The 26,496-nt window shown below is 60.6% G+C and carries 29 protein-coding genes and 1 tRNA gene; 17 read left to right on the top strand and 13 right to left on the bottom strand.

The features are described 5' to 3' along the window. Positions 1-39: 39 nt before the first annotated feature. Together B8746_RS05960 and B8746_RS05955 are read left to right on the top strand one after the other, a co-directional pair. Positions 40-1,518 (top strand): heme biosynthesis protein HemY, encoded by a 1,479-nt coding sequence (locus B8746_RS05960; RefSeq protein ID WP_084392456.1) that lies wholly within the window; start codon positions 40-42, stop codon positions 1,516-1,518. 73 nt (positions 1,519-1,591) lie between these two features. After that, positions 1,592-1,667 (top strand) — tRNA-Thr (locus tag B8746_RS05955). 213 nt (positions 1,668-1,880) lie between these two features. Here the strand turns inward: B8746_RS05955 and thpR are convergent. From thpR to B8746_RS05940, 3 genes are all read right to left on the bottom strand, one after another. Beyond that, positions 1,881-2,417: an RNA 2',3'-cyclic phosphodiesterase gene (gene thpR, locus B8746_RS05950; RefSeq protein ID WP_084392453.1), complete on the bottom strand. Its 537-nt coding sequence runs from the start codon at positions 2,415-2,417 to the stop codon at positions 1,881-1,883. A 79-nt stretch (positions 2,418-2,496) separates the two neighbouring features. Then, a complete protein-coding gene (locus B8746_RS05945) occupies positions 2,497-2,829 on the bottom strand; it encodes a DUF2853 family protein (RefSeq protein WP_084392451.1) in 333 nt (110 codons plus the stop codon). Positions 2,830-2,931: 102 nt separating this feature from the next. After that, entirely contained in the window at positions 2,932-3,984 is a 1,053-nt protein-coding gene (locus tag B8746_RS05940; protein ID WP_095380829.1) for an aldo/keto reductase, read from the bottom strand. Positions 3,985-4,128: 144 nt separating this feature from the next. Here B8746_RS05940 and B8746_RS05935 point away from each other — a divergent pair, with 144 nt between their 5' ends. From B8746_RS05935 to B8746_RS05925, 3 genes are all read left to right on the top strand, one after another. Next, on the top strand, positions 4,129-4,911 hold the full coding sequence (locus B8746_RS05935; protein ID WP_233123969.1) for a Bax inhibitor-1/YccA family protein: 783 nt from the start codon (positions 4,129-4,131) through the stop codon (positions 4,909-4,911). A gap of 123 nt (positions 4,912-5,034) precedes the next feature. Continuing rightward, entirely contained in the window at positions 5,035-5,493 is a 459-nt protein-coding gene (gene mmcB, locus B8746_RS05930; RefSeq protein ID WP_084392445.1) for a DNA repair putative endonuclease MmcB, read from the top strand. Positions 5,494-5,541: 48 nt separating this feature from the next. Further along, on the top strand, positions 5,542-6,078 hold the full coding sequence (locus B8746_RS05925; protein WP_084392443.1) for a hypothetical protein: 537 nt from the start codon (positions 5,542-5,544) through the stop codon (positions 6,076-6,078). A 238-nt stretch (positions 6,079-6,316) separates the two neighbouring features. On the opposite strand, the gene msrB is transcribed toward B8746_RS05925, so the two are convergent. Further along, on the bottom strand, positions 6,317-6,844 hold the full coding sequence (gene msrB / locus B8746_RS05920; RefSeq protein WP_084392440.1) for a peptide-methionine (R)-S-oxide reductase MsrB: 528 nt from the start codon (positions 6,842-6,844) through the stop codon (positions 6,317-6,319). 156 nt (positions 6,845-7,000) lie between these two features. On the opposite strand from msrB, the gene B8746_RS05915 reads away from it, so the two are divergent. The 3 genes from B8746_RS05915 (at position 7,001) to B8746_RS05905 (ending at position 8,734) form a co-directional block, all read left to right on the top strand. Beyond that, positions 7,001-7,252 (top strand): DUF2312 domain-containing protein, encoded by a 252-nt coding sequence (locus B8746_RS05915; protein ID WP_084392437.1) that lies wholly within the window; start codon positions 7,001-7,003, stop codon positions 7,250-7,252. 53 nt (positions 7,253-7,305) lie between these two features. Further along, complete coding sequence (locus tag B8746_RS17220; protein ID WP_188657430.1) at positions 7,306-7,803, top strand: hypothetical protein; 498 nt, start codon at positions 7,306-7,308, stop codon at positions 7,801-7,803. 76 nt (positions 7,804-7,879) lie between these two features. Beyond that, a complete protein-coding gene (locus B8746_RS05905) occupies positions 7,880-8,734 on the top strand; it encodes an SDR family oxidoreductase (RefSeq protein ID WP_084392434.1) in 855 nt (284 codons plus the stop codon). A gap of 3 nt (positions 8,735-8,737) precedes the next feature. Here B8746_RS05905 and B8746_RS05900 read toward each other — a convergent pair whose 3' ends face one another. The 3 genes from B8746_RS05900 to B8746_RS05890 are packed head-to-tail and all read right to left on the bottom strand — an operon-like array spanning position 8,738 to position 11,037. Next, the gene (locus B8746_RS05900; RefSeq protein WP_084392432.1) at positions 8,738-9,631 is read right to left on the bottom strand and encodes a DMT family transporter; all 894 of its coding nucleotides are present in this window, start codon (positions 9,629-9,631) and stop codon (positions 8,738-8,740) included. Between the two features lie 49 nt (positions 9,632-9,680). Beyond that, a complete protein-coding gene (locus B8746_RS05895; RefSeq protein ID WP_084392430.1) occupies positions 9,681-10,064 on the bottom strand; it encodes a YidH family protein in 384 nt (127 codons plus the stop codon). 31 nt (positions 10,065-10,095) lie between these two features. After that, positions 10,096-11,037: a tyrosine recombinase XerC gene (locus B8746_RS05890; protein ID WP_233123967.1), complete on the bottom strand. Its 942-nt coding sequence runs from the start codon at positions 11,035-11,037 to the stop codon at positions 10,096-10,098. Between the two features lie 132 nt (positions 11,038-11,169). On the opposite strand from B8746_RS05890, the gene B8746_RS05885 reads away from it, so the two are divergent. The 7 genes from B8746_RS05885 to B8746_RS05855 all read left to right on the top strand — a co-directional run bounded on the left by B8746_RS05885 (position 11,170) and on the right by B8746_RS05855 (position 19,409). After that, positions 11,170-13,395, top strand: coding sequence for a primosomal protein N' (locus B8746_RS05885; RefSeq protein ID WP_233123965.1), 2,226 nt, complete (start codon positions 11,170-11,172; stop codon positions 13,393-13,395). An 88-nt stretch (positions 13,396-13,483) separates the two neighbouring features. Further along, complete coding sequence (locus B8746_RS05880) at positions 13,484-13,882, top strand: hypothetical protein (RefSeq protein WP_143434532.1); 399 nt, start codon at positions 13,484-13,486, stop codon at positions 13,880-13,882. 220 nt (positions 13,883-14,102) lie between these two features. Continuing rightward, positions 14,103-14,663 carry an ATP synthase F1 subunit delta gene (atpH, locus tag B8746_RS05875; protein ID WP_084392420.1) on the top strand — a complete coding sequence of 187 codons (561 nt, stop codon included), beginning with the start codon at positions 14,103-14,105 and terminating at the stop codon, positions 14,661-14,663. A gap of 7 nt (positions 14,664-14,670) precedes the next feature. Continuing rightward, positions 14,671-16,206, top strand: a complete 1,536-nt coding sequence (gene atpA, locus B8746_RS05870) for a F0F1 ATP synthase subunit alpha (protein WP_084392418.1) — start codon at positions 14,671-14,673, stop codon at positions 16,204-16,206. Positions 16,207-16,233: 27 nt separating this feature from the next. Further along, complete coding sequence (locus B8746_RS05865; protein ID WP_084392416.1) at positions 16,234-17,118, top strand: F0F1 ATP synthase subunit gamma; 885 nt, start codon at positions 16,234-16,236, stop codon at positions 17,116-17,118. Positions 17,119-17,128: 10 nt separating this feature from the next. Next, positions 17,129-18,916: a F0F1 ATP synthase subunit beta gene (atpD, locus tag B8746_RS05860; protein WP_267905927.1), complete on the top strand. Its 1,788-nt coding sequence runs from the start codon at positions 17,129-17,131 to the stop codon at positions 18,914-18,916. Between the two features lie 85 nt (positions 18,917-19,001). Next, the gene (locus tag B8746_RS05855) at positions 19,002-19,409 is read left to right on the top strand and encodes a F0F1 ATP synthase subunit epsilon (protein ID WP_084392413.1); all 408 of its coding nucleotides are present in this window, start codon (positions 19,002-19,004) and stop codon (positions 19,407-19,409) included. Between the two features lie 27 nt (positions 19,410-19,436). On the opposite strand, the gene B8746_RS05850 is transcribed toward B8746_RS05855, so the two are convergent. Continuing rightward, positions 19,437-20,228: an enoyl-CoA hydratase/isomerase family protein gene (locus B8746_RS05850; RefSeq protein ID WP_158084545.1), complete on the bottom strand. Its 792-nt coding sequence runs from the start codon at positions 20,226-20,228 to the stop codon at positions 19,437-19,439. A gap of 110 nt (positions 20,229-20,338) precedes the next feature. Here B8746_RS05850 and B8746_RS05845 point away from each other — a divergent pair, with 110 nt between their 5' ends. Further along, positions 20,339-20,926: a hypothetical protein gene (locus B8746_RS05845; RefSeq protein WP_084392408.1), complete on the top strand. Its 588-nt coding sequence runs from the start codon at positions 20,339-20,341 to the stop codon at positions 20,924-20,926. On the opposite strand, the gene B8746_RS05840 is transcribed toward B8746_RS05845, so the two are convergent. The 5 genes from B8746_RS05840 to B8746_RS05820 are packed head-to-tail and all read right to left on the bottom strand — an operon-like array spanning position 20,923 to position 25,236. Next, positions 20,923-21,705: a thioesterase family protein gene (locus B8746_RS05840; protein ID WP_233123963.1), complete on the bottom strand. Its 783-nt coding sequence runs from the start codon at positions 21,703-21,705 to the stop codon at positions 20,923-20,925. The genes B8746_RS05845 and B8746_RS05840 overlap by 4 nt on opposite strands. 1 nt (position 21,706) lies before the next feature. Continuing rightward, the gene (locus tag B8746_RS05835; RefSeq protein WP_084392406.1) at positions 21,707-22,027 is read right to left on the bottom strand and encodes a 2Fe-2S iron-sulfur cluster-binding protein; all 321 of its coding nucleotides are present in this window, start codon (positions 22,025-22,027) and stop codon (positions 21,707-21,709) included. A gap of 14 nt (positions 22,028-22,041) precedes the next feature. Beyond that, positions 22,042-23,283 carry an NAD(P)/FAD-dependent oxidoreductase gene (locus B8746_RS05830; protein WP_233123960.1) on the bottom strand — a complete coding sequence of 414 codons (1,242 nt, stop codon included), beginning with the start codon at positions 23,281-23,283 and terminating at the stop codon, positions 22,042-22,044. Between the two features lie 19 nt (positions 23,284-23,302). After that, positions 23,303-23,977: a TetR/AcrR family transcriptional regulator gene (locus B8746_RS05825; protein ID WP_084392403.1), complete on the bottom strand. Its 675-nt coding sequence runs from the start codon at positions 23,975-23,977 to the stop codon at positions 23,303-23,305. Continuing rightward, on the bottom strand, positions 23,977-25,236 hold the full coding sequence (locus B8746_RS05820; RefSeq protein ID WP_084392401.1) for a cytochrome P450: 1,260 nt from the start codon (positions 25,234-25,236) through the stop codon (positions 23,977-23,979). The genes B8746_RS05825 and B8746_RS05820 overlap by 1 nt, the downstream gene beginning before the upstream one ends. Positions 25,237-25,376: 140 nt before the next feature. Here B8746_RS05820 and B8746_RS05815 point away from each other — a divergent pair, with 140 nt between their 5' ends. Further along, complete coding sequence (locus B8746_RS05815) at positions 25,377-26,495, top strand: cystathionine gamma-lyase (protein ID WP_084392398.1); 1,119 nt, start codon at positions 25,377-25,379, stop codon at positions 26,493-26,495. Position 26,496 lies beyond the last annotated feature (1 nt).

The raw sequence follows: 26,496 nt of genomic DNA, 5'->3' as shown, positions 1-26,496 counted from the left end.
TTTCAAAGCGGCCAGACATGAGGACGGACTTCAGGCTCAATGATCATACTCTTTCTCGTCATCCTGTTGATTGTGCTGGCCGGGGTCGCCGTGCTCTGGGCCTCAAGGCTGCCGGGAAGCGTATTGATCAATCTCGGACCCGAGACCACGATCGAGCTCAAGCTCGTTGTCGCCATCCTCGCCGTGCTCCTGCTTGGTGCGGCAATGGCCGTGATCTGGGGCGCGTTGACCGGCTTGTTGAAAATGCCGTCGAGATTCTCGAAATCGCGCGAAGCCTCCAGAACCCGCCATGCCAACAAGGCGCTTGCGGACGGACTGCTCGCCGCTGAAGCAGGCGACGTTAATGCCGCCCGCCGATACGCGCACAAGGCCGCCAAACACGCCGAGGATGAGCGGCTGAAACTCCTCCTCGAAGCACGTACAGCCGAAATTTCCGATGACTGGTCTGGTGCCGAGCGCGCCTGGGGCCAGCTCGCGCGTCTTCCCGGCGGCCAGCTTGCAGGCCTCAAGGGCGCTGCCACCGCTGCAACCGAGCGCGGCGATGTCATTGCCGCCGAGACCCGTGCCCGCGAAGCGCTGGACATGCGCGCCGACGCAGAATGGCCGTTCAATGCCCTGTTCGACAGCCAGGTCGCGCGCGAGCATTGGCGCGAGGCGCTCGAGACGCTCGCCATTGGGGAAAAGCGCGGGACCATCAAGGGCGACAGCCTTCGCCGTCGCCGCGCCGTCCTTTACACAGCGCTTGCCTGCAGCCTGCCCAATGCCGAACGCCGCGACGCCCAGAAACTGCTCGCAGATGCCATCAGGGCGGCACCGGCCTTCCCGCCAGCCGCCTATCACGGCGCGCGACACCTGATGCTCGACGGCAAGCTGAAAGCGGCTCAGGGCGTCATTGAGCTTGGCTGGAAGGCGAACCCGCATCCCGCCCTCGCCCACCTTTGCCGCCGGCTCGACCCGTCCGACACGCCAAAATCACAGATCGCCCGTCTCGAAGCGCTCGCCGCGACCAATCCCGATGCCCGCGAGAGCCGTATCCTCAAGGCAGAGATCTCAATGGCTGAGCGTGACTGGATGAACGCCATCCGTGTTCTCGCACAGCTTGTCGAGGAAAACCCGACCGCGCGCCTCTGCCTGCTTCTGGAACAAGCCCTGCGCGGCTATGGCGATGAGGCGGAAGCCAATCGCTGGGGCCGCATGGCCGTCACTGCCTCGCGAGAGCCGGAATGGTCCGACATTGACCCGAAAGGCACCGCCTTCGACTATTCGCGCCGCGACTGGGCGCGCCTCGTCTATGCTTTCGGGGATGCGGGCAATCTCGTCCATCCGCGCTACGAAGCCTATGGCCGCGAACTCGAAGCCGGACGTCACATCGCCCTGCCCCCGCCGCAGCGTCGCACCACGCCAACGCCTACCCCGCCATCGCAGCCACCAGCCCCGATCAAGCCACGCGCCGCAGATGCTGCAAGGTCTATGACATCGCCGCCGCTCGACTATGCGCGCGCCGATGATGATGATTAAGGCAGGCGCTTTGTGAAAACCGGGCTTGCGAGCACGGGCATCAAAATGTATTGAGGCGCCTTCTGAACGGTTCGCCGCTATAGCTCAGCTGGTAGAGCATCGCATTCGTAATGCGAGGGTCAGGTGTTCAAGTCACCTTAGCGGCACCATTCAAATCCGGTTTGCTTCGCAAAAAAATCGATCCGGCGGATCGATTTTAGGATTTGAATGCGGCGGCAGCCGCCATTTCCGACTAACTGATTTTAGCGAATGAATGCCTCGGCAGGGGCGTTAGGTACTGATCCCGTTTCCTCGCTTTGTCCCGGTTGATGCCCACCGCTTTCGTGAAAGCAGCGTGAGAACGGTAAAAAATACGAGCCAGACTATCCCAGCGGATACTCCGCCACCGGCACATAAACGCTCTTCTTCCCATGCCGCAGTGTGCTTTCGAACATGTAGAACCTGTCCGCCGTCCATGGCCCAGCCCGGAGTACCTGCCAGCGCTCCGACCAGGCCATCACCTCTTCCAGCCGCGCATTATTGAGATAGGCCAGCGTGATATGCGGGCGGAACGGCTTTGCGTCCGGCGACAGCCCCACTTTCGACGCCGCTTTCCGGCACGCCCTGGCAAGCGCCTCCAAGGGCTCGGTCCGCTTCACCGTCGCATAGACCAGCCCCGGCTCCTTGCGTCCGAACCAGCCAACCCCTTCGATTTCGAGATCAAGCTGCGGCGCCGGGATGTCGCCGATCGACGCGTCGAGCTCCTGAGCATCCGGAACAGCCACATCTCCGAAAAAGCCGAGCGTGATATGGAAATGCTCGCGCCCGCGCCAGCTCGCACCATTGAGCCCGGTCTGGAGCGGCTCAAGCCGGTCCATCACGTCTTCGGGCACGGGCAGGGCAGCGAAAAGTCGGATCATTCAGGAGCCTCAAATGAAGACGCCCGGCCAGCCTGACCGGGCGTCTCAATAAATTCAATGTCTGCCGATCGTAGCGGGCCTAGCCGGCCAGTTCGTCCAGTTTCTTGAAATGCTCGGCGAGCAGGTAGTAGAAAGTCACGCGAGACTTGTTTCCGCCTTCCGGCTTCAGTTTTTCACAGATCTTGCCAATAGCCGCGTCAATGTCCCCGTTGGACACGGCCAGGCCAAGCTTTCCGCGGCAGAACTTCTCGCGCACGCGCTGAAGCTCGCCCTCATCGGAACAGGACACAAGTGACGAGTCCCGGTTACGCAGTGCAATACCGAGATGACCGACAATCTTCTCGGCCGCCTTCTGATTATATCCCTTTGCGTACTTTTTAATATTGTCTGCGTACGCTGATGCATCTGCCATTTGGATTATCCCCTTCGTTTGCAGTTCATCCCGCTGTTGCCGTAACGACAGCAACAGCATGCTGCTACTCGCGTGACAGAAAGTCAAACATTCGTTTTTAACTTATGGGCAAGGTGAAGGCTGCCGCAAATGCAGCACATTCACGTCATTTTCCATCTCTTCCGTCCACTCAAGGTCGAATGCATCAATACAGGTCTTCAGCTGCTCCATGCTTGTTGCACCGATAATGGTTGAGCCCATGAACGGCCTTGTATCGCAGAAGCGAAGGGCAAACTGGGCGGGGTCGACCCCATATTTGGCGGCCAGGTCGAGATAGGAATTGATGGCAGCCTCTGCGTGAGGCTTTTCATATCTTTGCAACCGGTCGAACAATTGCTTGCGTGAGCCCTCGGGGATCGCGCCATCCCTGTATTTCCCGGTAAGGTAGCCCTGCGCGAGCGGCGAATAGGCCAGCAGACTGACCTTTTCGCGGACGCAGCACTCCTCCAGATCGCCCTCAAAGGTCCGGTTCACAAGATTATAGGCGTTCTGGATCGACTGGATGCGCGGAAGGCCGCGGCGCTCGCTCTCGGCGATGAACCGCATGACGCCATAAGAGTTTTCGTTCGACAGGCCGATATGCCTGATCCGGCCGGCTTTCACATGCGCGTCGAGATGGGACAGGATGTCCTCGAACGCCTCAAATTCCACCTCGTAGTGGTGCGGTTCGAGCTTCGTCCCGAAAGTCGCGGCCGGCCGGTCCGGCCAGTGAAGCTGGTAGAGGTCGATATAGTCGGTCTGCAGACGTTTCAGGCTTTTCTCGACTGCCTCGTCGACCTGCTCCTTCGTCTGCCGGGTCAGTTTCACATCGCCATCCCGCGTCCAGGTCATCTGCGACCGGCCGGATACCTTCGAGGCGAGAATGATATCCTTGCGCTTGCCGGTCTTCCTGAACCAGGTGCCGATGATTTCCTCTGTCCGGCCCTGCGTCTCCGGCTTGGGCGGAACGGCATACATTTCAGCCGTATCGAAGAAGTTGATGCCGCGGCTGACGGCATAGTCCATCTGCGCGTGGCCTTCCTCTTCAGTGTTCTGCTGGCCCCATGTCATCGTGCCGAGGCAGCAGGCCGTCACATTAATATCCGTAGAGCCGAGCTTGCGCATTGTGTCAGGCATACAAATTTCCTTTTTTAATCGTGCATTAGGATAGAAACAGCGAGACTGCTCTATCAACCGGTTTTCCTTGAACTCATGGGGCTTTTCACCCATATTATCGCTAATCGGCATGGTGCTCATGCCGGCCTTTCGAAAGAGGGATAAATGAACGACTTTAACTCAACTGTTGCCCGCGGCAGGACTATGGATGCGAGCATTGATGCGGGCCTCCGCACCTTCATGCTCGGCGTCTATCAGAAACTGACCCTTGGCATCGCCCTGTCCGGCCTGCTTGCCTTTGCTGCAGGGACGTGGGAGCCGCTGACACAGCTGATCTTTGGCACGCCGCTCTACTATGTGGTGGCCTTCGCGCCGATTGCGCTGATTTTTGGGTCCATGTTCTTCATGAAGAACCCGTCACCAACCGGATCGGCCATCCTGTACTGGGCAATCGTGACCTTTGTCGGTCTTGGTCTCGGCGTCTATTTCTACATGGCGAAATCCGGCATGTCGTACTCCACGGCTGGCGGCATCAGCCAGGCCCTGAACTACATGACGATCGCGAAAGCCTTCTTCATCACGGCCTCGGCCTTCGGTGCCCTGTCGCTCTGGGGGTACACCACCAAGCGTGACCTGTCGGCCATTGGCAGCTTTGCCATCATGGCGATCTGGGCGCTGTTCGCGGTGTCCGTGATCTACATGTTCCTGCCGATGCTCGGCATCATGGAGCCGTCTTCCGGCATGGAATGGATGATCTCCGGTGGCTTCGCCCTGCTTTCGGCAGTGCTGGTTGCCTGGCAGACCCAGGAACTGAAGGAAGGCTATTACAGCCTCGCCCATGATGGTCGCAGCCTCGCTGTGATGACCAACTGGGGCGCGCTGAACTTCTTCATCATGTTCGTGAACATGTTCCGCTTCGTGCTGATGATGCTCGCCTCGCGCGACTAGACGGCGCAAGCCAATACAGATCGAAAGCCCCGGAGCCTCGCGCTTCGGGGCTTTTTTCTTGACTCGACGCCACCACAGGGACACCTTCGAACAAATCAAGAACTGATTTTAGTGGAGGCGGTGATGGCTGATGATCACCTCAACCCCTGCGCCAGCGATATCTGCCGCGGCGTATTACGCCTGTTTGGCGATATGAGCCTTGCCGGCGTCACCGAAATGACGCTGGCCAATGGGCGGCGCGCCGATATTGCCGCCATCTGCCCAAAGGGCGAGGTGACAATTGTAGAGGTGAAAAGCTCCATTGCTGACTTCCGTGCAGACAGAAAATGGCCGGACTACCGCCCATTCTGCGACTACTTCTATTTCGCCGTGGGCCATGGGTTTCCAAAGGACCTCATTCCGGATGAAGCCGGGCTCATTGTGGCGGACGGGTTTGGCGGCGCCGTCCTTCGGGCGCCAGCAAAGACCCCGATAGCAGCGGCCCGCCGCAAGGCTGTGACGCTGCGCTTTGCCCGGCTTGCCGCGAACCGGCTGAATTTTGGCGCAGAACCTGCACCTGCGGACCTGATATCACTGTCCTGATGCACCGCCATCTGGACGGTTGAACAAACACTGCCTAGCTGAAGCCCCATGAGCCTAGCCTATCCCCTTGCCCGGACCGCCGAAGACGCCCTGAAAGGCGTGGGCAATGCTGCACGCACCCGCTACCAGGCCGAAGAGTTGGCGGGAGACACACCCGTCCTGTCGCTGGAGACAGAATGGCTGAAGCCGCCCAGCAAGGACCTCCCGGCGCTAATGAAGCAAGCCGAAGCGGGCGAGGCAAAGGGCTTCATCCAGACCTATGAAGACGCCGACGGCATGCCCGTGCTCGCCATCACCTACTGGAAGCTTGGCAATACGGCATCGAAGAAGACGGCCAGACCACAGCCCGAAAAGCCCAAAGCGGCCGCCCGGCCGAAGAAAAAGGCCGAAGAAGCCGATCACACCGACGATCTCTATTTCCGCCACGGCCGCACCCGGCCGTCACGGCGCAAGAAACAGGTCGATCCGCGCCAGATGGACCTGTTCGTCAGCCCCGACCAGCGCGGTTATGAACACAAGGACCCGAACAATCCCAATACGATGATCACTGACGAAGAGGGCGACGGGACGACGTTTGGCGGCTGATCCCACCCCGGCCCTCCCCAGAAGGGGGGGCGATAGTCGCAATCGTTTCGACTAATCGCCCGCTATGGTTCGACTTCGCTCACCATGTCGGGCTTTTTCTGACTTTGCATCAGGCCGACATGGTGAGCGAAGTCGAACCATTCGGCCGCTGAAAAAGCGGCTGCCCCCTGGCACACCGCCATCCTCTCCCCCGTTCATCCTGAGCCTGTCGAGGGAGGGAGAAAAAACGCGCAAAGCGCTAAGCGCTCGCCGGCTTGAACGTTAGCGCAACGCCATTGTTGCAGTATCTGAGCCCTGTCGGTGCCGGACCGTCCTTGAAGACATGTCCCTGATGGCCGAGGCAGCGGGCGCAGTGATACTCGGTCCGTTCCATCCAGAGCTTGTTATCCGGCTTGGTGCCGAGATTGCCCTCGATGAACTGCCAGAAGCTCGGCCAGCCTGTGCCGCTGTCATACTTCCAGTCGGAGTTGAACAGTGGCAGGTCGCAGCCTGCACAGTGGAAAATGCCTTCGCGCTTTTCGTCATTCAGCGGAGAGGTAAAGGCGCGCTCGGTGTCTTCTTCGCGCAGGACGGCGAAAGCTGCAGGCGACAGCCGCTCACGCCACTCATCCGAGGTCAGCTCTCGCCATTCGGTTTCGGCATATTCGCTGTCGGCGGCGCTGGAGGTTTCTGCCGTACTCCTGTTTGTGCAGGCCGCCAGCACCGTGCCAGCCACCCCGCCCAGAAGCAGGGCACGGCGGGTGAAGAATGAGGTGATGTGTGTCATGTCTGCGGATATAGTTTGCCTCGCTTTACCGTCGATACACAAATGCGTGTGGATAAGTTCATCCTCGCTCGGCCCCACCTGTAGTCAGGGGTCGCCAATTTGTCCCGGCTTCACTAGAACGCCGGGCGTCGACAAGGTTAACCGAAGGACCGTCCCATGGATGATGGAAAGCTGACAGAAGCCGCCAAGGAAAAGCTGCGCCTCACCATCGAGCGCATTGAGCGTCTCGAGGAAGAGAAGAAAGAAGTCGCCGACCAGATCAAGGACGTGTTCGCGGAAGCCAAGTCCATGGGCTACGACACCAAAGCGCTCCGGCAGGTCATCCGTATCCGCAAGCAGGACCGCCAGGAGCGCGAGGAAGCCGAAGCGATCCTCGAGACCTATCTGATCGCTCTTGGCGAGATCTAGCCTCAGCTCACACCTTTTGCGTTTGGGCGAAACCCGCCTAGATTAATGGCGTCATGCCGCGCGAAATTGATGAGAGAAAGAAGCGGAAGGCCTTGCGTAAGCTGCGCAAGGCTGCCGATCTTGCTGCGCGCGGTGAGGGCCCGGAACTCTCTGACTGGGAAAAGGAATTCCTCGAAGAGGTCGAGGAACGCATTGAGACCTATGGCTCGGCCTTCGCAGACCCTGAAAAGGGCAATCTCGAAGAGCCGATGTCAGCCCTTCAGACCCGCAAGCTGAAAGAGATCGACAAGAAAGCGCGTGGCAAGGGCGGCGGCTTCAAGACCCGCAAGCCGCTAGGCTCAAAGAAAAAGCTCGCCTACACGCCGCGTGTGCGCCAGCTCGACGAGGATGTCGAATCCGAAGCGCCGCCGCCTCTGCCACCGAAAAGGCAGAAACCCACGCTCGGCGTCATTCGCGGCTCGGAGCTTCCGCAAAAACCTGACGCAGCGCCTCGCCCCAAGCGCCAGAAACCGCAGCTCCGGGTCATTTCGAACGATCCGCCAGAAGATTGAACGCAAACGCGGCTCGAATTTTCTGCCGGCACGCCTACGTCTATTCAAATAATCCCTCAGGCGAAGCGAGCACTCCATGAAAACTGTCGTCATTACAGGCGCATCCACCGGCATCGGGCGGGCCGCCGCTGAATATCTGGCCGGCAAGGGCTGGAAGGTCTTTGCGGGCGTGCGCAAGCATTCCGATGGTGAGCCGCTCAAGCAGGCAAACAGCAACATCGTCCCGCTTATCCTCGACGTTGCCAAACCGGACCAGGTCAAAGCGGCGGTCGAGACCGTGTCCAACGCTCTGGACGGCATGACGCTGGGCGGCCTCGTCAACAATGCCGGCATCGCCAATATGGGCCCGCTCGCGCTGCAGCCCATGGATGAGTTCGAACAGCATTTCGACGTCAATGTGTTTGGCCTGATGCGGGCAACGCAGGCCTTCCTGCCCCTGCTCGGCATGGATGAGGCGCGCACCGGCGACAAGGGCCGCATCGTCAATATCACATCGGTCGGAGGGCGCCTGTCGGCCCCATTCCTCGGCGCTTATGCGGCCACGAAACATGCCGTGGAGGCGATCACCGATGCGCTCCGCCGCGAGCTGATGGTCTACGGTATCGACGCCACCGCCATCGGCCCGGGCGCGGTGAAAACGCCGATCTGGGACAAGGCCGAGGACATGAACAGGAACCAGCCCTATGCCAATTCGGTCTGGGCAAAATCCATCGAGACCTTCGCAGACGTCATGCTGAAAGGCGGACGCGACGGCCTGCCACCTGAGAAGATAGCCGAAGTCATCGAGACCGCCCTTACAGATGCCAGCCCGAAGGCCCGCTACGCGCCGGTGCCGAACAAGCTCACCAACTGGACAATCCCCACCCTGCTGCCGAAGCGCATGGTCGATAAGGCAATGGCGAAACGCTACGGGCTCAACAAGGACAACTGACCCTCACGCCAGCAGAATCAACGCCACAATACTCGCCGTCAGAATAGCCAGCCCTGCAAATTCTCGCGCGCTGATCGTCTCCTTGAAGAAGAAGTAAGAGGTCGCGATCGTGAAGACGATCTCGACTTGCCCGACGGCCCGCACCAGCGCTGCATTGACCATGGCCATGGCCGTGAACCAGCAGAGCGACGCTGCCATGCCGACAAGGCCGACCAGCCCGGTAATCTTCCACGCGCCAAACACGCGCGACAGCTCTCCGGGCTCACGCAGCTTCAGAAATGCAGCAATCGCGAGCGACTGGAAGACGAGGACGCAGGCCAGCGTGACGCTCGCGCGCACGATTGCCGGCCCATCCCCAAGGGACAGCGAGGCCCCGCGAAAGCAGACAGCAGACACGCCGAACAGCCCACCAGACAGGAGGCCATAGACAATTCGCTGGTCGAAGCGGAACCTCGCCCCATCCGGGCCAGCTGGGAGCGAGATCAGCAGGATACCGACCAGTCCGGCCATGATCGCCGCCAGCGCAGGAAGGCTCAGCGTCTCGCCCAGTATGACGAGCCCTATCAGCGCCGTCTGCAGCGCTTCGGTCTTCGTGAACGCCGTCCCGACCGCGAAGTTGCGGAAGGAGAACAGGTGGATCATGAAACCGGTCGCAAGGACCTGCGCGAGGCCGCCTACAACAAGTAACCCCAGAAAATCCGGGCCGGGCGCGGCAAGCTCTGTCGCTGTCACCGTCCACAAGCCGAGCGCCACAAGGATTGCGAGCGGTGCTGCGAAGATGAAACGCGCCGCCGTCGAGCCCCATACACTCAGCCGGTCGCGCAGCTTCTTCTGCAACAGTGAGCGCACATTCTGCAGGAAGGTAGCGGCGATCGTGATCGGGATCCAGACAGGCATCGCCGCGCTTGTTCAGCGTTCGGTGATCAAGGTCAATCGCACTTTGGTCTTAAAGAAGCCAGAGGATTGTCGCCAGCGTGACTGTCCCTGCGATGAAGAGAAGCGATATACGCCTGAAATTGGAGTGGCCCATCGGCTTGGCTGCATGCGCGTCCATGCGTTTGGCAAGGCTGCAGGCCTTGGCCTGTGCCAGCCAGAAAACGATGATGGCGATCATCAGGAAGACACTCGCCCCGACTTTGGCAAGCCAGGTGGGCTCAACCGCGCGGAAGATTGCCTGAAAACCGAGACCGATACCGGCCGATGCCAGTCCGGTTCGCATCCACCCCGCAAACGTTCGTTCATTGGCTAGGATTGTCCGGTCCTCGGCCCAGTCCGTTCGGTCCTGGGCAAGATCTGTCCGCTCTTCGGCAAGCTCGTTTGAGGTCGGCATACCAGATTAACGGATTGAAACCTGTTTCGGTTCACCCGCGCGGATGGGCGCTGGCAACGACTGCCCGCAAACGCTCCGAATCGACGCCCGTATACACCTGCGTAGTCGACAGGCTCGCATGCCCAAGCAGTGTCTGGATGGCGCGAAGGTCTGCCCTATGCGCCAAGAGGTGCGTCGCGAAAGCGTGGCGCAGCGCATGCGGCGTTGCCGTCTCCGGCAGGCCAAGCGCGCCGCGAAGCACCTGCACAGTTTTCTGCACAATGGCTGGCTGCAGCCGCTTGCCGCGTGCGCCATAGAAGAAGGGCGTTTCCTTGCTGATCGTGTAGGGACAGTAGCGCACATAATCGTCCATCGCCTTGCGCACTGCCGGGATCAGCGGAACGATCCGCACCTTTCCGCCCTTGCCGGTGATCCGCAGCCGCTCTGGCGCCGGACGAACATCGCCATTGAGCCCCAGCGCTTCGGAAATACGAAGGCCCGCGCCATAAAGCAGTGTCAGTACGGCCACGTCGCGCGCGCCAATCCACGGCTCTTCTGCGAAAGCCTCAGCTGTTTCGATCATGTCTTTCGCCGCCGACACTGAAACTGGCCGTGGCAGGCGCGCGCCGCGTTTCGGCCCCTGCAGGAAGGCGATCTCCGGATTCTCAATGCCGTGATGCCGGTCAAGCCAGTGATAAAAGCTCTTGATGGCCGACAGCACGCGCGCAATCGAGGCATCCGACAGCCCCTCGCGGCGACGCCTGGCGAGAAACGCGCGAATGTCAGAGGCATGCAGGTGGCGAAACGCCTTGATACCAATGTCCTCACCGAGGTGGCCGTTCAGGAAGCCGAAGAAGCTCGCTAGGTCATGGCCATAGGCTTCAACCGTATTGGCCGCGAGCCGGCGCTCGCGTTCGACATAGTCCAGAAAGGCGGTGAGGATTTCCATCTCCGCAAAGTGTCGGTGAGCAAGGTTAAGAGGTGATTGAAGCATGCGGGCCCGTTCTTCGACCCTCATGGTGAGCCTGTTGAACCACGTTCAGGATGAGCTCTTCTGATACGTTGCCATTCGCCCTCATCCTGAGCGAAGTCGAAGGACGAGGGCGATGCGTTCAGCTTGGGATGCATGAATGCCACACCCTACGTGACGGAATCACCCACGCACACTAAACCCTCCCCAGACATGAAACTCGCCCGCATCCTCTTCCCGCTCCCGCTGCCAGAGCCGTTCGACTATGCCATTCCCGATGGCATGGACGCCCGCCCCGGCAGCTATGTGCGCGCCCCGCTCGGCAAGATCGAGCGGACCGGCGTCGTCTGGGAGGTCGTCGAGAAAAAACCGGATGACGAGCGGGACCTGAAACCCGTCCTCGATGTCTTTCCTACCCCACCCATGCCCGAGGCGATGCGAAAATTCGTAAGCTTTGCCGCGCGCTACAATGTTGCCCATCCCGGCCATGTTCTGGCCATGGTGCTGCGCGCGCGCGGCGGGCTCCGGCCTTCCCCAACATCGACCATCTATGTGCCCACCGGCCACCGCTCCAACCGGATGACGGATGCCCGCATCAAGGTGCTCGACGCCGCCCGCGATGCAGGACCGACCAGCGCGGCAGAACTCGCCCGGCAGGCTGGCGTCTCCCCCGGAGTCGTCAAAGGCCTTGTCGATATCGGCGCGCTCGAAGCCCGCGAGGTCGACACAGACCTGCCCTACCCCCAGCCGACCAATTTCGGTGTCGGCGACCACCTCACCGGCGAACAGGCCGAGGCCGGCAAGGCGCTGCGAGCCGCTGTCGCCAAAGGCGGTTTCCAGCCCTTCCTCCTCGACGGCATCACAGGCTCCGGCAAGACCGAGGTCTATTTCGAAGCCATCGCAGAAGCGCTCTCAAAGGCCGATGATGCGCAAATCCTCGTCCTCCTGCCGGAAATCGCGCTGACGCAGGCCGTCCTCTCGCGTTTCGAAGCCCGGTTCGGCGCGCCGCCTGCCCCCTGGCATTCCGGCCTGTCGGATGCAGAACGCCGCCGCACATGGCGTGAGACCGCTCATGGCCGCGCCCGCATTGTCATCGGCGCACGCTCGGCGCTCTTCCTGCCGTTCCGCAATCTGAAGCTCATCATCATCGATGAAGAGCATGACACCTCGTTCAAACAGGAAGACGGCGTCACCTATCATGCCCGCGACATGGGCGTAATGCGCGCCAAGCTGGAGGATGCGGCGATCATCCTTGCTTCTGCAACACCTGCGCTTGAAACAATGGTGAACGCCGAACAGGGCCGCTATCAGCGCCTCAAGCTTTCGGCCCGCCCCGGTGCCGCGAAACTTCCGGACGTCGAACTCGTCGACCTGCGCACCAACCCGCCCGAAAAGGGCAACTGGTTGTCGCCGCTTCTCTCGCGCGCCCTGGTCGAAACGCTGGAAGCGGGAGAGCAGTCGCTCCTCTTCCTGAACCGGCGCGGCTATGCCCCTCTCGTCATCTGCAAGGCGTGCGGCGAGCGCCTCAAAAGCCCTGCCACGGAAAGCTGGCTGACAGAGCACCGCTACACCAACCGCCTTGTCTGCCACCTGACCGGCTGGTCCATACCGAAGCCTGAGAAATGTCCGATGTGCGGCGCAAAGGACTCGCTCATGGGCGTCGGCCCCGGCGTGGAACGCGTCGCCGAAGAAGTCCGCACCCTCCTCCCGCAAGCCCGCATCGAAATCTTTTCCTCCGACACGGCCCGCTCAGGCGAAGAAACGCGCGGCATTGTCGACCGCATGGCGGCCGGCGAGATCGACGTGCTGATCGGTACGCAGATCGTCGCCAAAGGCCACAACTTTCCGAAGCTCACCCTCGTCGGCGTCGTGGACGCAGATAGCGGCATGAAAGGCGGGGACCTTCGCGCCGGTGAGCGCACCTACCAGCTCCTCAGCCAGGTCGCAGGCCGCGCAGGCCGCGCCGAACATCCCGGCCGAGCCCTCATCCAGACTTATGGCCCCGAAAACCCGGCCATGATCGCGCTCGCCGCTGGAGATCGCGACGGCTTCCTGCAGATCGAACGCGATGTCCGTGCCGAGCTGATGCTCCCGCCGTTCGGGCGCATGGCCGCGCTGATCATGTCCGCGCCCTCGCCAGAGCTCATCCAGGAAGCTGGGAAGATCGCCGGACAGGCCGCGCCCAACGGCGAAGGCGTTACCGTCTACGGCCCGGCCCCGGCCCCTATCTCCATCCTGCGAGGGCGCCACCGCATCCGCTTCCTCATCACCAGCCCCCGCGACGTGGACCTCTCGGCCTATATGTCCGCCTGGCTCAGCGCGATGAAGCTGCCCTCGCAGGTCCGCGTCTCGGCTGATATTGATCCATACTCGTTTCTGTAGCGTAGCTAGACGCGGCAGGTCGAATATGGCGCATTGCGGCAAAGGCCGTATCAGAAGACAATGCCCTCAAGCATAGGACAGGCTCGCCTTGATCGCGTCAGATGAACGACCTTCGGCAAAAGCAAGCGCACGTTGGGTGATAATGCTCGATGCATTGCTCGCTGTTCTGCTCATCTGCCTGACATGCGGGACAACCATTTGGAAAATGCCGGACGCTCAAGTCACCGGCATCGCTGCGATTGTTCTTGTGTCTATCGGAATTGGCGCATCAGTAGTGTCCGCTTTGCGTGTCGGCACAAGAAACGCGACCGATCTCGCGATCTGGACAATTTACGGCTTCGTCGGACTCATAGGGTTTGGCTTTGCTGTGCCCGGCTTGATACTTCTGATTTTCGGCACTTTTCCCATCTGGATAACAGGCCTTCTTGTCGGGGCGCTAATACCCATTGCGATAGAAGCCAGCATCGCGCGGCAAAAAATACACTAGATCACCTTAAGCGATCACCGTCTCGGCCGATATTGATCCGCATTCCTTCCTTTAGACACTGATTGTGCCAATCGGTCGCGCCTCTACCGCTGCGGCCATGTTGTCAGCCTCCAAACGAAGTGCTAAGCGCCCTGCCAAGCGTTGGGTTGGGGCTCTGCCACCAGCCCACACCCCATGTTTCACACCCCGGGCATCCGCCCTCAACAGACGGAAAAAGGTCTTGGCCGCAGCTTCCGCCTCCCCTGCAAATGAAACCGCGCGGCGCTATGCCAGCGCGCTATTTGACCTCGCCAAGGAAAAAGGCGAACTCGAACGCGTGGACACCGATCTCGCAAGCTTTGCCAAAATGGCAAAGGACAGCGAAGACCTGACCCGCCTGCTCGAGTCCCCAGCTTTCAGCCGCGACGAGAAAACCAAGGCTCTCAAGGCGATTGCCGAGAAAGCCGGTCTCGTGAAGACGGTCGCAAGCTTCCTTGCCACCATGGCCACCAATGGCCGCTCCAACGAGATTGTCGGCGCTGCCGGCCATTTCGACGAGCTCTATGCAAAGCACCGCGGCGTCAAACGCGCCATTGCGCGGACCGCAGAAGAAATGACCGCGCCGCAGCGCCAGAAGCTTGAAGCTGTCCTGGCAAAAGCTGTAGGCAGCGACGTCGAACTCGAAACCGAGGTCGTTCCCGGCCTCATTGGCGGCATCCAGCTGCGCGTCGGATCTACCCTGATCGACGCCAGTGTCGCCTCCAAACTTGAACGTATGAACACCGCCATGAAGGGAGCTTAGAGGCTCGATGGACATCAGCGCTGCAGAAATTTCAGGCATTCTGAAATCCCAGATCGAAAACTTTGGCGTAGAGGCCGAAGTCTCTGACGTTGGACAGGTTCTGTCCGTCGGTGACGGCATCGCCCGCGTCTATGGCCTCGACAATGTCCAGGCCGGTGAAACCGTCGAATTCGACGGCGGCATCAAGGGCATGGCCCTCAACCTCGAAGCTGACAATGTCGGCGTCGTTATCTTCGGTGACGACCGCGGCATCAAGGAAGGCGACACCGTCAAGCGCACGAACGAAATCGTTGCTGCGCCAGTCGGCAAGGGTCTTCTCGGCCGCGTCGTGAACCCGCTGGGTGAGCCGATCGACGGCAAGGGCGCCCTGAAGGATGTCGCTTCGCGTAACCGCGTTGACGTGAAAGCCCCCGGCATCCTGCCACGCAAATCGGTCCACGAGCCGATGATGACGGGCCTCAAGGCCATCGACGCCATGATCCCGGTTGGCCGCGGCCAGCGCGAGCTGATCATTGGTGACCGCCAGACCGGCAAGACCGCCATCTGTGTCGACACCATCCTGAACCAGAAGCAGACCAACGAAGCGGCCAAGGACGACAGCGAGAAGCTGTTCTGCGTCTACGTCGCTATCGGCCAGAAGCGCTCCACGGTTGCGCAGGTCGTCAAGACGCTCGAAGAGCGCGGCGCCCTCGACTACACCGTGATCGTTTCGGCAACCGCTTCCGAGCCGGCCCCGCTCCAGTATCTTGCACCGTTCACCGGCTGCACGATCGGCGAGTGGTTCCGCGACAATGGCATGCACGCCCTCATCATTTACGATGACCTGTCCAAGCAGGCCGTTGCTTACCGTCAGATGTCCCTGCTGCTGCGCCGCCCACCAGGCCGCGAAGCGTATCCGGGCGACGTTTTCTACCTTCACTCCCGCCTGCTCGAGCGCGCGGCAAAGCTGAACGAGAACCACGGTTCTGGTTCCCTGACCGCCCTGCCGATCATTGAAACCCAGGCAAACGACGTGTCGGCCTATATTCCGACCAACGTCATCTCGATCACCGACGGTCAGATCTTCCTTGAGACCGACCTCTTCTATCAGGGCATCCGCCCGGCCGTGAACGTCGGCCTCTCGGTGTCCCGCGTTGGTTCTGCCGCACAGACCAAGGCGATGAAGAAAGTTGCCGGCTCGATGAAGGGTGAACTTGCCCAGTATCGCGAGATGGCCGCGTTTGCGAAGTTCGGTTCCGACCTCGACGCCGCAACCCAACGCCTTCTCGGCCGCGGCGAGCGCCTGACCGAGCTCCTCAAGCAGCCGCAATTCTCGCCGCTGCAGATGGAAGAGCAGGTCGTCGTGATCTATGCCGGTACCCGGGGCTATCTCGACAATGTCGCTGTGCGCAACGTGACCCGTTTCGAGAAAGAGCTTCTGACGCACCTTCGCGGCGCGAAAAAGGACCTCCTGGCGAAAATCCGCAAGGAGAAAGCGCTGACCGACGAGATCGAAGCAGAGATCAAATCGACCCTCGAAGACTTCACCAAGTCCTTCGCCTGAGAACGACACGCGAGCAGGAGCTGAGCAATGCCCAGCCTTAAGGATCTGAAAAACCGGATCGCCAGCGTGAAATCCACGCGGAAGATCACAAAGGCCATGCAGATGGTGGCCGCGGCCAAGCTGAAGCGCGCCCAGGATGCCGCTTCGGCCTCCCGGCCATACGCCCAGCGCATGTCCGCCGTTGTCGCCAATCTTGCCGGTTCGATGGGTGAGGGCTCAGGTGGCCCGAAACTCCTCTCCGGCACGGGCAGCGAACAGACCCATCTGGTCATTGTCCTGACGGCGGAACGCGGCCTCTGCGGCGGCTTCAACTCCTATGTCGTGAAAGAGGCTCGCCGCCTCATTCGCGAACTGGTTGGCGACGGCAAGACGGTCAAGGTCCTGACGGTCGGCAAGAAGGGCCGCGAACAGCTGAAGCGCGACTATGCCGAGCTTTTCATCGGCCATGTCGACCTCTCCGAAATCCGCGGCAATGACTATACCGACGCCGGCATCGGCCTCGGCCATGACGTGACGTCCCGCTTTGATCTCGGTGAGTTCGATGTCGCGACGCTGGTCTACAGCCAGTTCAAGAACGTCCTCAGCCAGGTTCCGGTCGCCCAGCAGCTCATCCCGGCAAAAGCCCCGGAAGATGCCGAGACCGTCGACCTTCAAGGCGCAATTTATGAGTATGAGCCAGCACAGGAAGAGATTCTGGAAGTGCTCCTGCCGCGCTACATCAATACGCAGATCATTTCCGCCATGCTGGAAAGCTCGGCCGGCTTCTATGCCAGCCAGATGACAGCCATGGACAACGCCACCCGCAATGCTGGCGACATGATCGACAATCTGTCCCTGCAATATAACCGGGCCCGTCAGGCCCAGATCACCAAGGAGCTGATCGAGATCATCTCCGGTGCAGAGGCCTTGTAGGAGACGCGCGATGAATTTCTGGATCTACGAAAACTTCGGCAACAAGCGCGCCCGCATCCATACGGCGGACTGCCGCTATTGCAATAACGGCCAGGGCGTCGGCGGCGACCAGACCAATGATGACGACAAGTGGCACGGCCCCTTTGACACCTTCGCGGCGGCCAACAAGAAAGCCACCTCGCTGAAGCAGAAGGACACGCGTGCCTGCGGCGTCTGCAAGCCTGCCGAAGCCGAGAAGAAGGGCGGCGTGAAGCTGAAAGACGTCGCGCCCGCCATCGCAGCTGCGTCTGCAACCGAATCTGCCCCTAAGCCGGCGGCCAAATCAAAGCCGGCCCCGACACCAAAATCTACACCCGCTCCCAAGGAGACGCCTCGCATGAGCAGCAAGACCGCAACCGGCAAGATCGCACAGGTGATCGGTGCCGTCGTCGACGTCGAGTTTGACAGCCACCTGCCCGACATCCTGAACGCCCTGGAAACCGACAATAACGGCAACCGCCTCGTCCTCGAGGTTGCCCAGCACCTCGGTGAGAACACGGTCCGCACCATCGCCATGGACTCCACCGAAGGCCTCGTTCGCGGTCACCCGGTGACCGACCTTGGTGAACCGATCCAGGTTCCTGTTGGTCCTGAAACGCTCGGCCGCATCATGAACGTCATCGGTGAGCCGATCGACGAGCGCGGCCCGGTTGAGACCAAGAAGCGCGCCCCGATCCACGCTCCGGCCCCGGAATTTGTCGACCAGTCGACCGAAGCCGAGATCCTCGTGACCGGTATCAAGGTTATCGACCTGCTCTGCCCTTACGCAAAAGGCGGCAAGATCGGCCTGTTCGGCGGTGCCGGCGTTGGCAAGACGGTTCTCATTCAGGAACTGATCAACAACATCGCGAAACTGTTCGGCGGTTACTCGGTCTTCGCCGGGGTGGGTGAGCGCACCCGCGAAGGCAACGACCTCTATTACGAAATGATCGAGTCGAACGTTATCGACCTCGAAGGCGACAGCCGCGTGGCTCTGGTCTACGGCCAGATGAACGAGCCTCCAGGTGCCCGTGCCCGCGTCGCCCTGACCGGCCTCACCCAGGCTGAGTACTTCCGCGACCAGGAAGGCAAGGACGTCCTGTTCTTCGTCGACAACATCTTCCGCTTCACCCAGGCCGGCGCTGAGGTGTCTGCACTTCTTGGCCGTATCCCGTCCGCTGTGGGCTACCAGCCGACGCTGGCCACCGACATGGGTCAGCTCCAGGAGCGTATTACCTCCACCAACAAGGGTTCGATCACCTCGATCCAGGCCGTCTACGTTCCTGCAGACGACCTTACCGACCCGGCCCCGGCAACCTCGTTTGCTCACCTCGACGCAACGACGGTTCTCAACCGCGCCATTTCGGAAAAAGGTATCTACCCGGCTGTGGACCCGCTCGACAGCTCCTCGCGTATCCTCGACCCGATGGTCGTTGGTGAAGAGCATTATGAAGTCGCCCGCGGCGTGCAGGAAATCCTGCAGCGCTACAAGGAACTTCAGGACATCATCGCCATTCTCGGCATGGACGAGCTTTCCGAAGACGACAAGATGGTCGTTGCCCGTGCCCGTAAGGTCGAGCGCTTCCTGTCCCAGCCGTTCGACGTGGCTGAAGTCTTCACCGGCTCGCCGGGTGAGCAGGTCAAGCTCGAAGACACGATCAAGGGCTTCAAGGGCCTCATCGCTGGCGAGTATGACCACCTTCCAGAGCAGGCCTTCTACATGGTCGGCAACATGGACCAGGTGATCAAGAAAGCCGAAAAGATGATGGAAGACGCGTAAGTCGCGCTTTTCCTGAACCAAATACCCCTGCCGGCAGCCACGCCGCCGGCAGGGACACCACGACGAAGACACTGGATCACCGATCATGGCTGACAAACTTCACTTCTCTCTCGTATCGCCCGCCAAGGAGCTGTTCTCCGGCGACGTCGATCACGTGATCGCTCCGGGATCGGAAGGCGAATTTGGCGTGCTGGTGAACCATGCCCCATTCATGACGACGCTGAAGAATGGTGTGGTCCGCGTTCTCGAAGGCGACACCGTCGCCATGCGCCTGTTCGTGCGCGGCGGCTTTGCCGATGTGACGCCGGCCGGCCTCACCATCCTGGCAGAAGAAGCCGTCGATCTTTCCAAGGTCGACGCCGCAAAGGTCAGTGAGGATCTGGAAGCAGCCAGGTCCAAGCTTCTCTCTGAAGGCAAGGACAGCCCTCACCAGGGCGCCCTGCAGGCCCAGATCGACTATCTGACCGATCTCAAGGCCGCAGTCGTCCACTAGGCGCGATCGCCTTCAGCAGGCCGCTATTCAGTCACCCGTAAATCGGGGACTGCGCCCCTCGAGAAAGGCCGCCACACCTTCCTTGAAGTCATCCGATTCCTGCATAAGCAGAAAGGCTTCAAGGTCCCGGTGAGCCGTTGCACGCGCCAACGAAAACGCCGACACGTTCACATCCTGCTTGACCATTTTCAGCGCTGTTGGTGGCAGGTCGGCAGCCTCTTCTGCAATCTGTTGCGCCCGTTTCACAGCACTGCCGGGTAAGCTGGAATAGTCAACCAACCCCCATTGAATGGCCTGTTCTGCGCTCACTTTCTCACACAGTGCTGCCAGCCTCTTGGTTCGCGCCGGGCCAATCAGGGCGACAAAGCGGGGTATTGCCCCCCAGCTCATATTCATGCCGCGCTCGACTTCCGGGACATAGAATGTGGCGGTCTCGGATGAGACGCGAAGGTCGCACGCGGCGGCCAATGCCATTCCCCCACCAATGCACCAGCCTTCGATGGCGCAAATCGTCATCGCGTCAACGCGCTCCCACGCTTCGCAAAGGTCCGGCCCCAGCCGCTGGATGATCCTGCGCTCGCCGAGGCCGGCACTTGCCAGTCGTGCACGGTCAGGGTCCTTGAGATCAGCGCCCATGCTGAAATTGTCGGATCGTCCGGTCAGTATCACCGTCGAGATGTCGGGGGCAGCTCGAAACTCGCGAGCGACTTCAGTGAGGTTCCTGATCAGGGACTGGCTGAGCGCGTTCGACGTTGAGCCGGTATCGAAACGGACCGTGGCCGTTCGTCCTGTCCGCTCAATATGGATCTGATCGCTCATATTGCCCCTTTCGCGATTTGGCATTCGTCTTATCCGAGATCTGCGATGAACCAAAGCGTTTGCCGGTCCTGATCGGCCGCTGCTATACCTCTCCTGCCAGGGAGAGTTGCATGACACATCATCTCATAGTGGGCCTCGGCGCAGCCGCCCTGCTGGCCGGCTGCATCGCACCGCAAGACCGGGCTGGCTACAGGCCGGGCGCCACAATCACCCAGGGCGAAGGGGTTCAGGCCTTTGCCGACGGCGTTCTCAGCCACTGCCTTATCGCCATGGAAACCGGCAAGGCGCTGAAGGCCTTCGAAGTCCGGAATGCCACAAAGCTGCGCAAGCTTGATGCGAACAAGATTTCACTCTTCCCTTCCGAAACAGTGCAGGTCTGGCAGATGGCTGAGGCGCTCGTGCAGCTGCAATACGAGCAGGGACAGGTCTGCGAGGTCAAGGCCATCAGCCTGCCCACAAAGGTCACGCTCGACATTGTCGGCAGCGGCGTGTTGCAATCTGGTTTCGGATACACCGAAATCGATGCAGGCTACCCCCAGTCAGACGGAAAGTATCGCCGCGTCTTCACGTCAGGCAGCGGTGGTGATGCCATGACGGTGGAACTGACAGCTGCCGATGCTGGCGCTGCGGCGGGTTCGCAATATGCAACACTGAACGCACGTCTGCGCCCGGGCGCGCCGGACGAGACGCAGCCCTAACCGAACATCGCGATGGTCTGACGACCAATCATGATCGGATCACCGTCACGGTTCCACATGCGCATGGACTGGCTGGAATAGCCATCCTTCGTCGCCTGTGCCTCATGATGCACGAGAAACCAGCCTTCAACCGTCCGGATGTCATCCGTCAGGAATTCCGCCATCCATGTCATCGAACTGATCGGTGCCGGCCTGGTGAGCATGGACAACGCGGCGGGCGGCGGCGCATCGGCGAGTGACAGGATTGTCGTCGGATCCCACAAAGCACCCTCATCCTTGTGACGCAGCCAGAGGACCATGTCGCCATGCTTCGCGCCAGAAACGGGCCGAGCGCCGCTGACCATGCGAATATTGAAGTTGTGCGCAAAGTTGGGTCGCCGCTCGCCAAAGAAGCTCTCACACGCTTCGGGGCCCGGCGCGTCCGGGCATTGGCGCGACTTCTGGTCGACTTCCGAATCCCGCCGCGCGCCAAACGTAAAGATGCAGCGGGCCATGATGCCGCCCTCGCTGACGAGGTCGACATTCACGAAGGCCGATGACTTGCCTCGCCGCAATATGTGAGGAGAGATCACGACCTCACCGCCCACCGGGCCAATAAATGCGACCTGAGCGGCGCGCACCGGCATGTCCGGCACAAGTTCTTTCGCCGATTCAAGGCACAAGGCCGCAGTGAGGCCGCCATAAGTGGTGCGCCCCTGCATCCAGCTGTCCGGAATCGTGGTCTCGATGCGTCCGGCGGTTCCCCGCCTCAGCCCCGCAATGAGCTCGCTATAGCGCACCTTAGTGCTGGCTCTCCGGCGTGGTCACTTTCAGGCCGTCCAATTCATCGGAAACGGTGATCTGGCAGGACAGGCGCGAATTGGACTGAACATTCTCGGCGAAGTCGAGCATGGATTGTTCCATGTCTTCAGGCTCGCCCACCTTCGGCATGAAGGCCTCATCGACATAGACGTGGCAGGTTGCGCAGGCGCAGGCGCCGCCGCAGTCGGCATCGATACCGGGGATGGAATTCTTGATCGCCGTTTCCATGACCGTTTCGCCATTCTTGGCTTCGATCGGGCGCTCAGTGCCCTCATGGTCGACGTAAATAATTTTCGGCATTTCTAGCTATCTCCTCAGGCGGCCTCAGCCGCAATTTCTTTCATGCTGACGGATGTATCACTCAAACGTTCACGCGCAATGACTGCACCGGTGATGATCAGCTTTTTCGACGCCAGGAATTCCGGCGGGCTGTTGACCGCGTCCACAGCGATCAGGCGGCCGGCCCTCAGGTAGAAGGCCGCAAATTTCTTGTCTTCGGGCGATCCGCGCACGACGATTTCATCATAATCGGTCGACAGTCCGGCAATCTGCAGCTTGAGGTCATACTGGTCAGACCAGAACCACGGGCAGTCCAGCGTCGGACGCGGCTTTCCCATGATGGCTGCGGCGGCAAGTTTTCCCTGCTCAATCGCATTGTGCACGCTTTCCAGCCGGCCCCGGCGCCCGTAGTGGACCAGTGGGCGGCTCGCACAATCGCCTGCGGCAAATATGCGCGGATCGGACGTGCGCGCATCCTCATCGACCAGGATACCGTTGGCACAGGGCAGGCCGGCGGCTTCTGCAAGCTCGGTATTCGGCAGGATGCCGATCCCCGCGAGGACCATGTCGGCCTCAATTTCTTCACCCGTCGCAAGAACGGCATGGCTGACAGCGCCATCCCTTCCTTTCAGCGAAGCAAGGCGTGCGCCTGTACGGATATCAACGCCGTGGGCCTTGTGCTGGGTCTCGTAGAATTCGCTGATGACCGGGCTGGTGACGCGGGCGAGCACGCGGTCGGCCATTTCAAGCACCGTGACCTTGAGGCCCAGCTGGCTGGCAACCGCAGCAGCTTCGAGACCGATATAGCCAGCCCCGATGATTACCAGGTTGCGGCCCTCGATCATCTTTGGCCGGATATGCTCGACATCTGAAAGGCCGCGAAGGTCGTACACATTGTCCAGCGCCGCCCCTTCGACTGGCAGCGCGCGCGGGCGGGACCCGGTCGCAATGATCAGGGCGTCATAGGACAGGTGGCCGCCATGCTCAAGGCGCACTTCGCGCGCTGACCGGTCAATTGCCTCCACCTTCTGGGAAAGAAGGGTCTCGACATTATTGTCCTCATACCAGGATCCCGGTTTGAAATAGAGCCGGTCCTCGGCCATTTCGCCCTTCATATAGGCCTTGGAAAGCGGTGGGCGCTGATAGGGAAGCGCGGCTTCGTCGCCAACAAGCGTGATGTCGCCCTCATAGCCGAACAGACGCAGCGACTGCACAGCCTGAGCGCCTGCCTGGCCGCCGCCAATAATGACAATCTTCCTTGACTGAGACAGGTCCAAACTGCGGTTCCCCCGACGATTATTGAGCATTCATGACGCAGGCGTCACGAATTTTCAAGCGACCCTTCTCTAGTGCATCAATCCGCCGCTCCAGTTCAAGTCGCGCCGCTGGGGAAAGGCGGTGCGAGAACAATGTGAGATGCTGGCGGATGCCGCGTGCGACGGCCCCGGATCCTTCCGTGTCGGCTTGTCCCGACTCCCGTAAATATTCCAGCGTATAGCGAAGCACCAGGATCGCATTGACCGCGAGGTCCGCAATCTCGTCATCGTCAATGTTGAGCGCGCCCTGATCCTTCATGGCACGAAAGAAGGCGCAAAAGTTGTTCCTCGATCCGGCGTAAATATCAGGCAGCGCTTCGTTCAACGCTTCTGTATGCGCGCCATAATCGGCCTGGTCGCGGTAGAGGAAGCGAAACTGGCGCAGCTCCCCGGCGAGTGCGCCGAGATAGGCCACATAAGACCCAAGAATGTCAGCTTGGTCCGGCTGAACCGCGAGGCGGGCGGCATTCCGCTCGAGGAAATCACCCGTGATCGCTTCAAGCAGGTCGCGCTTGGTCTTGAAGTGGTACCAGAGATTGCCTTCTGAAATGCCCACTGCCTCGGCCAGCATTGCCGTCGTGACATTGGCATAATGCAGCCGGTTGAACAGCTGGCGCGCCGTCTCAACGATCCTTTCGCGCGTGCCTGCTGCCATTACCGCTTCGGGTGCAGCACGACTGGCAGTTTGGTATAGCCGGTCACGAAATTCGACTGCACGCGTTCCGGTTCACCGACGACTTCCACCTTGTCGAAGCGCTTCAGGATCTCTTCCCAGAGGATTCTCAACTGCATCTCGGCAACGCGGTTGCCCATGCAGCGATGAATGCCGAAGCCGAAGGCCACATGATGGCGCGCACGCTTGCGGTCGATCAGGAACTCGTCCGCCCGGTCGATGACGTCCTCATCGCGATTGCCGGAAGCGTACCACATGACCACCTTGTCGCCCTTCCTGATCAGTTTTCCGCCCAGCTCAAAATCCTCAAGGGCGATCCGGCGCATATGTGCCAGCGGTGTCTGATAGCGAATGATCTCCGACACCATGTTCGGGATGAGCGAGGGATCGGCCTTCAGCTTCTCATACTGTTCGGGATACCTGTTGAGAAAATATACCCCTCCCGTGATCGAATTGCGCGTCGTGTCATTTCCGCCAACGATGAGCAGCATCAGATTGCCGAGCAGCTCAATCGGATTCTTGATCATGTCCTTCGTCTCTGGATTGTGTGCCAGCAGGGAAATGAAATCGAATTTCGGCGGCTGGCTGGCTCGCTCCACCCACAGACGGGAGAAATATTCGAGGCATTCGTGCAGGTGCCGCTTTCGCTCTTCCATGTCAGCGCCCGCCGCACCAACCGCTTCGGTCGTCGTCGTCACATCCGACCAGAATGGCAGTTTGTGACGGTCCTCGAACGGAAAATCGAACAGCGTCGCCAGCATCTGCGTCGTCAGCTCGATCGAGACCTTGTCGACCCAGTTGAACGTCTCTCCGACCGGCAGATCGTCGAGAATGGTGCAGACACGCTGGCGGATCAGCGCTTCGAGGTCCGAAAGCTGTGATGGCGCCACAGCGGGCTGGGCAGCGCGGCGCTGAACGTCATGCTTGGGCTGATCCATGGCGATGAACATGGGCGGCTGGAAGTCATCTGTCGGGTCACCGATGACAATGCTCGGCTGCGACGAGAACACCTTGTGATTGGAGTCCACGGTAACAATGTCATCGAACCGCGTGATCGACCAGTATGGGCCAAACGGGCTGTCGGGAAGAAAGTGAACAGGGTCTTCCCGGCGCAGGCGTTTGAAGACGTCGTGATGCGCTTCGGTCTCAAACAGCACCGCCTCGCTCGGATCGACCTGATCGATCGGTCCATGCAAATTCCTGTCGACAACATCATCGATGAGTTGCGCGCTATCGGCCATATGTTCCTCCCAATTATGTTTTTTAGGGTAAATACCCTATCACCCGGGGTGCGACAATAGTGTGCCGGGGGACCTGCCAATTTCTTTGAAACCCGGCCATGCGCACGCTATGCCGGAACGAGACTCCGAAAGAGCCCCGCATGAGCATTGACGACGCCAGCACGAATGCCCGCATCATGGCGATGCTGCACAAGCGCGCTTCCAGTATTGGCAAGGGCGAAAGCCTGACGCCGCCAATTGTGAACGCTGCCAAATACGCCCTGCCCGGCGATCCGGATCACCCCTTCCCCTATGGCCGCTTCGACAATCCCGGCTGGGGCACTGTCGAGAGCGCGATCGGTGCTCTCGAAGATGCTGAAACCATCTGCTTCCCCTCAGGCATGGCGGCTGTCACCGCCGCGCTGATGGCGACCCTGAAGCCGAAATCGAAACTGCTCCTTCCCTCGGACGGCTATTACACCGTCCGCGTCCTGCTGAATGAATTCATCCGCCAGCATGAGATCGAAACCGTCGAAATCCCGACCGCTGACATGACCGGCCATGCGCTCGACCGTTTTGACCTTGTCTGGATCGAAACCCCGTCCAATCCCGGTCTCGACGTCTGCGACATCGCCGCGATAACCAAACGCGCTCATGCGGCAGGTGCGCTCGTCATCGTCGACAATACGACGGCCACCCCGCTCCTGCAGCGCCCGCTGGACCTCGGCGCCGACCTCACCGTCTCATCCGATACAAAGGCGCTCGCCGGGCACTCGGACGTGCTCTTTGGCCACGTCTCCGGTCGCGACGCGGAAATCATGGCGCGCATACGCAACTGGCGAAAGCTTGCAGGCTCGACACCCGGTCCCGCCGAAGCCTATCTGGCCTATCGCGGCCTGATGACGCTCGAACTTCGCCTCGCCCGCATGTGCGCGAATGCCCAGGCGCTGGCCAATCTCTTCTACAGCCACAAGGCGGTGGAGGCCGTCCGCTTCCCCGGCCTCGCCGACGACCCGTCCTACAGGATCGCAGCGGCGCAGATGGCACAACCGGGATTTGTGATCGGTGTGACGTTCGCCGATGCCGCAACCGCCGAACGCTTCATCACCGACTGCCCCGCCATCTTTGCCGCGACGAGCTTTGGCGGCATCCAGACATCCGCCGAACGCCGCGCCCGCTGGGGTGACGCCGTCAGGGAAGGCTATGTCCGCCTCTCAGCCGGGTGCGAACCCACCGCAGCGCTGGTCAAGGCCATTTCGGACACGCTGGACGCTCTCTGAG

Origin of the sequence: Henriciella pelagia, from assembly GCF_002088945.1 — a bacterium.
Taxonomy (GTDB): Bacteria; Pseudomonadota; Alphaproteobacteria; order Caulobacterales; family Hyphomonadaceae; genus Henriciella; species Henriciella pelagia.
This window is presented reverse-complemented; position numbering and strand designations above follow the sequence as displayed.

Excerpts from the sequence above, each read along its gene's own strand:
- B8746_RS05960 (WP_084392456.1), top strand. The coding sequence starts at position 40 with ATGATCATACTCTTTCTCGTCATCCTGTTGATTGTGCTGGCCGGGGTC.
- thpR (WP_084392453.1), bottom strand. The coding sequence starts at position 2,417 with ATGATCCGACTTTTCGCTGCCCTGCCCGTGCCCGAAGACGTGATGGAC.
- B8746_RS05945 (WP_084392451.1), bottom strand. The coding sequence starts at position 2,829 with ATGGCAGATGCATCAGCGTACGCAGACAATATTAAAAAGTACGCAAAG.
- B8746_RS05940 (WP_095380829.1), bottom strand. The coding sequence starts at position 3,984 with ATGCCTGACACAATGCGCAAGCTCGGCTCTACGGATATTAATGTGACG.
- B8746_RS05935 (WP_233123969.1), top strand. The coding sequence starts at position 4,129 with ATGAACGACTTTAACTCAACTGTTGCCCGCGGCAGGACTATGGATGCG.
- mmcB (WP_084392445.1), top strand. The coding sequence starts at position 5,035 with ATGGCTGATGATCACCTCAACCCCTGCGCCAGCGATATCTGCCGCGGC.
- B8746_RS05925 (WP_084392443.1), top strand. The coding sequence starts at position 5,542 with ATGAGCCTAGCCTATCCCCTTGCCCGGACCGCCGAAGACGCCCTGAAA.
- msrB (WP_084392440.1), bottom strand. The coding sequence starts at position 6,844 with ATGACACACATCACCTCATTCTTCACCCGCCGTGCCCTGCTTCTGGGC.
- B8746_RS05915 (WP_084392437.1), top strand. The coding sequence starts at position 7,001 with ATGGATGATGGAAAGCTGACAGAAGCCGCCAAGGAAAAGCTGCGCCTC.
- B8746_RS17220 (WP_188657430.1), top strand. The coding sequence starts at position 7,306 with ATGCCGCGCGAAATTGATGAGAGAAAGAAGCGGAAGGCCTTGCGTAAG.
- B8746_RS05905 (WP_084392434.1), top strand. The coding sequence starts at position 7,880 with ATGAAAACTGTCGTCATTACAGGCGCATCCACCGGCATCGGGCGGGCC.
- B8746_RS05900 (WP_084392432.1), bottom strand. The coding sequence starts at position 9,631 with ATGCCTGTCTGGATCCCGATCACGATCGCCGCTACCTTCCTGCAGAAT.
- B8746_RS05895 (WP_084392430.1), bottom strand. The coding sequence starts at position 10,064 with ATGCCGACCTCAAACGAGCTTGCCGAAGAGCGGACAGATCTTGCCCAG.
- B8746_RS05890 (WP_233123967.1), bottom strand. The coding sequence starts at position 11,037 with ATGCTTCAATCACCTCTTAACCTTGCTCACCGACACTTTGCGGAGATG.
- B8746_RS05885 (WP_233123965.1), top strand. The coding sequence starts at position 11,170 with ATGAATGCCACACCCTACGTGACGGAATCACCCACGCACACTAAACCC.
- atpA (WP_084392418.1), top strand. The coding sequence starts at position 14,671 with ATGGACATCAGCGCTGCAGAAATTTCAGGCATTCTGAAATCCCAGATC.
- B8746_RS05865 (WP_084392416.1), top strand. The coding sequence starts at position 16,234 with ATGCCCAGCCTTAAGGATCTGAAAAACCGGATCGCCAGCGTGAAATCC.
- atpD (WP_267905927.1), top strand. The coding sequence starts at position 17,129 with ATGAATTTCTGGATCTACGAAAACTTCGGCAACAAGCGCGCCCGCATC.
- B8746_RS05855 (WP_084392413.1), top strand. The coding sequence starts at position 19,002 with ATGGCTGACAAACTTCACTTCTCTCTCGTATCGCCCGCCAAGGAGCTG.
- B8746_RS05850 (WP_158084545.1), bottom strand. The coding sequence starts at position 20,228 with ATGAGCGATCAGATCCATATTGAGCGGACAGGACGAACGGCCACGGTC.
- B8746_RS05845 (WP_084392408.1), top strand. The coding sequence starts at position 20,339 with ATGACACATCATCTCATAGTGGGCCTCGGCGCAGCCGCCCTGCTGGCC.
- B8746_RS05835 (WP_084392406.1), bottom strand. The coding sequence starts at position 22,027 with ATGCCGAAAATTATTTACGTCGACCATGAGGGCACTGAGCGCCCGATC.
- B8746_RS05825 (WP_084392403.1), bottom strand. The coding sequence starts at position 23,977 with ATGGCAGCAGGCACGCGCGAAAGGATCGTTGAGACGGCGCGCCAGCTG.
- B8746_RS05820 (WP_084392401.1), bottom strand. The coding sequence starts at position 25,236 with ATGGCCGATAGCGCGCAACTCATCGATGATGTTGTCGACAGGAATTTG.
- B8746_RS05815 (WP_084392398.1), top strand. The coding sequence starts at position 25,377 with ATGAGCATTGACGACGCCAGCACGAATGCCCGCATCATGGCGATGCTG.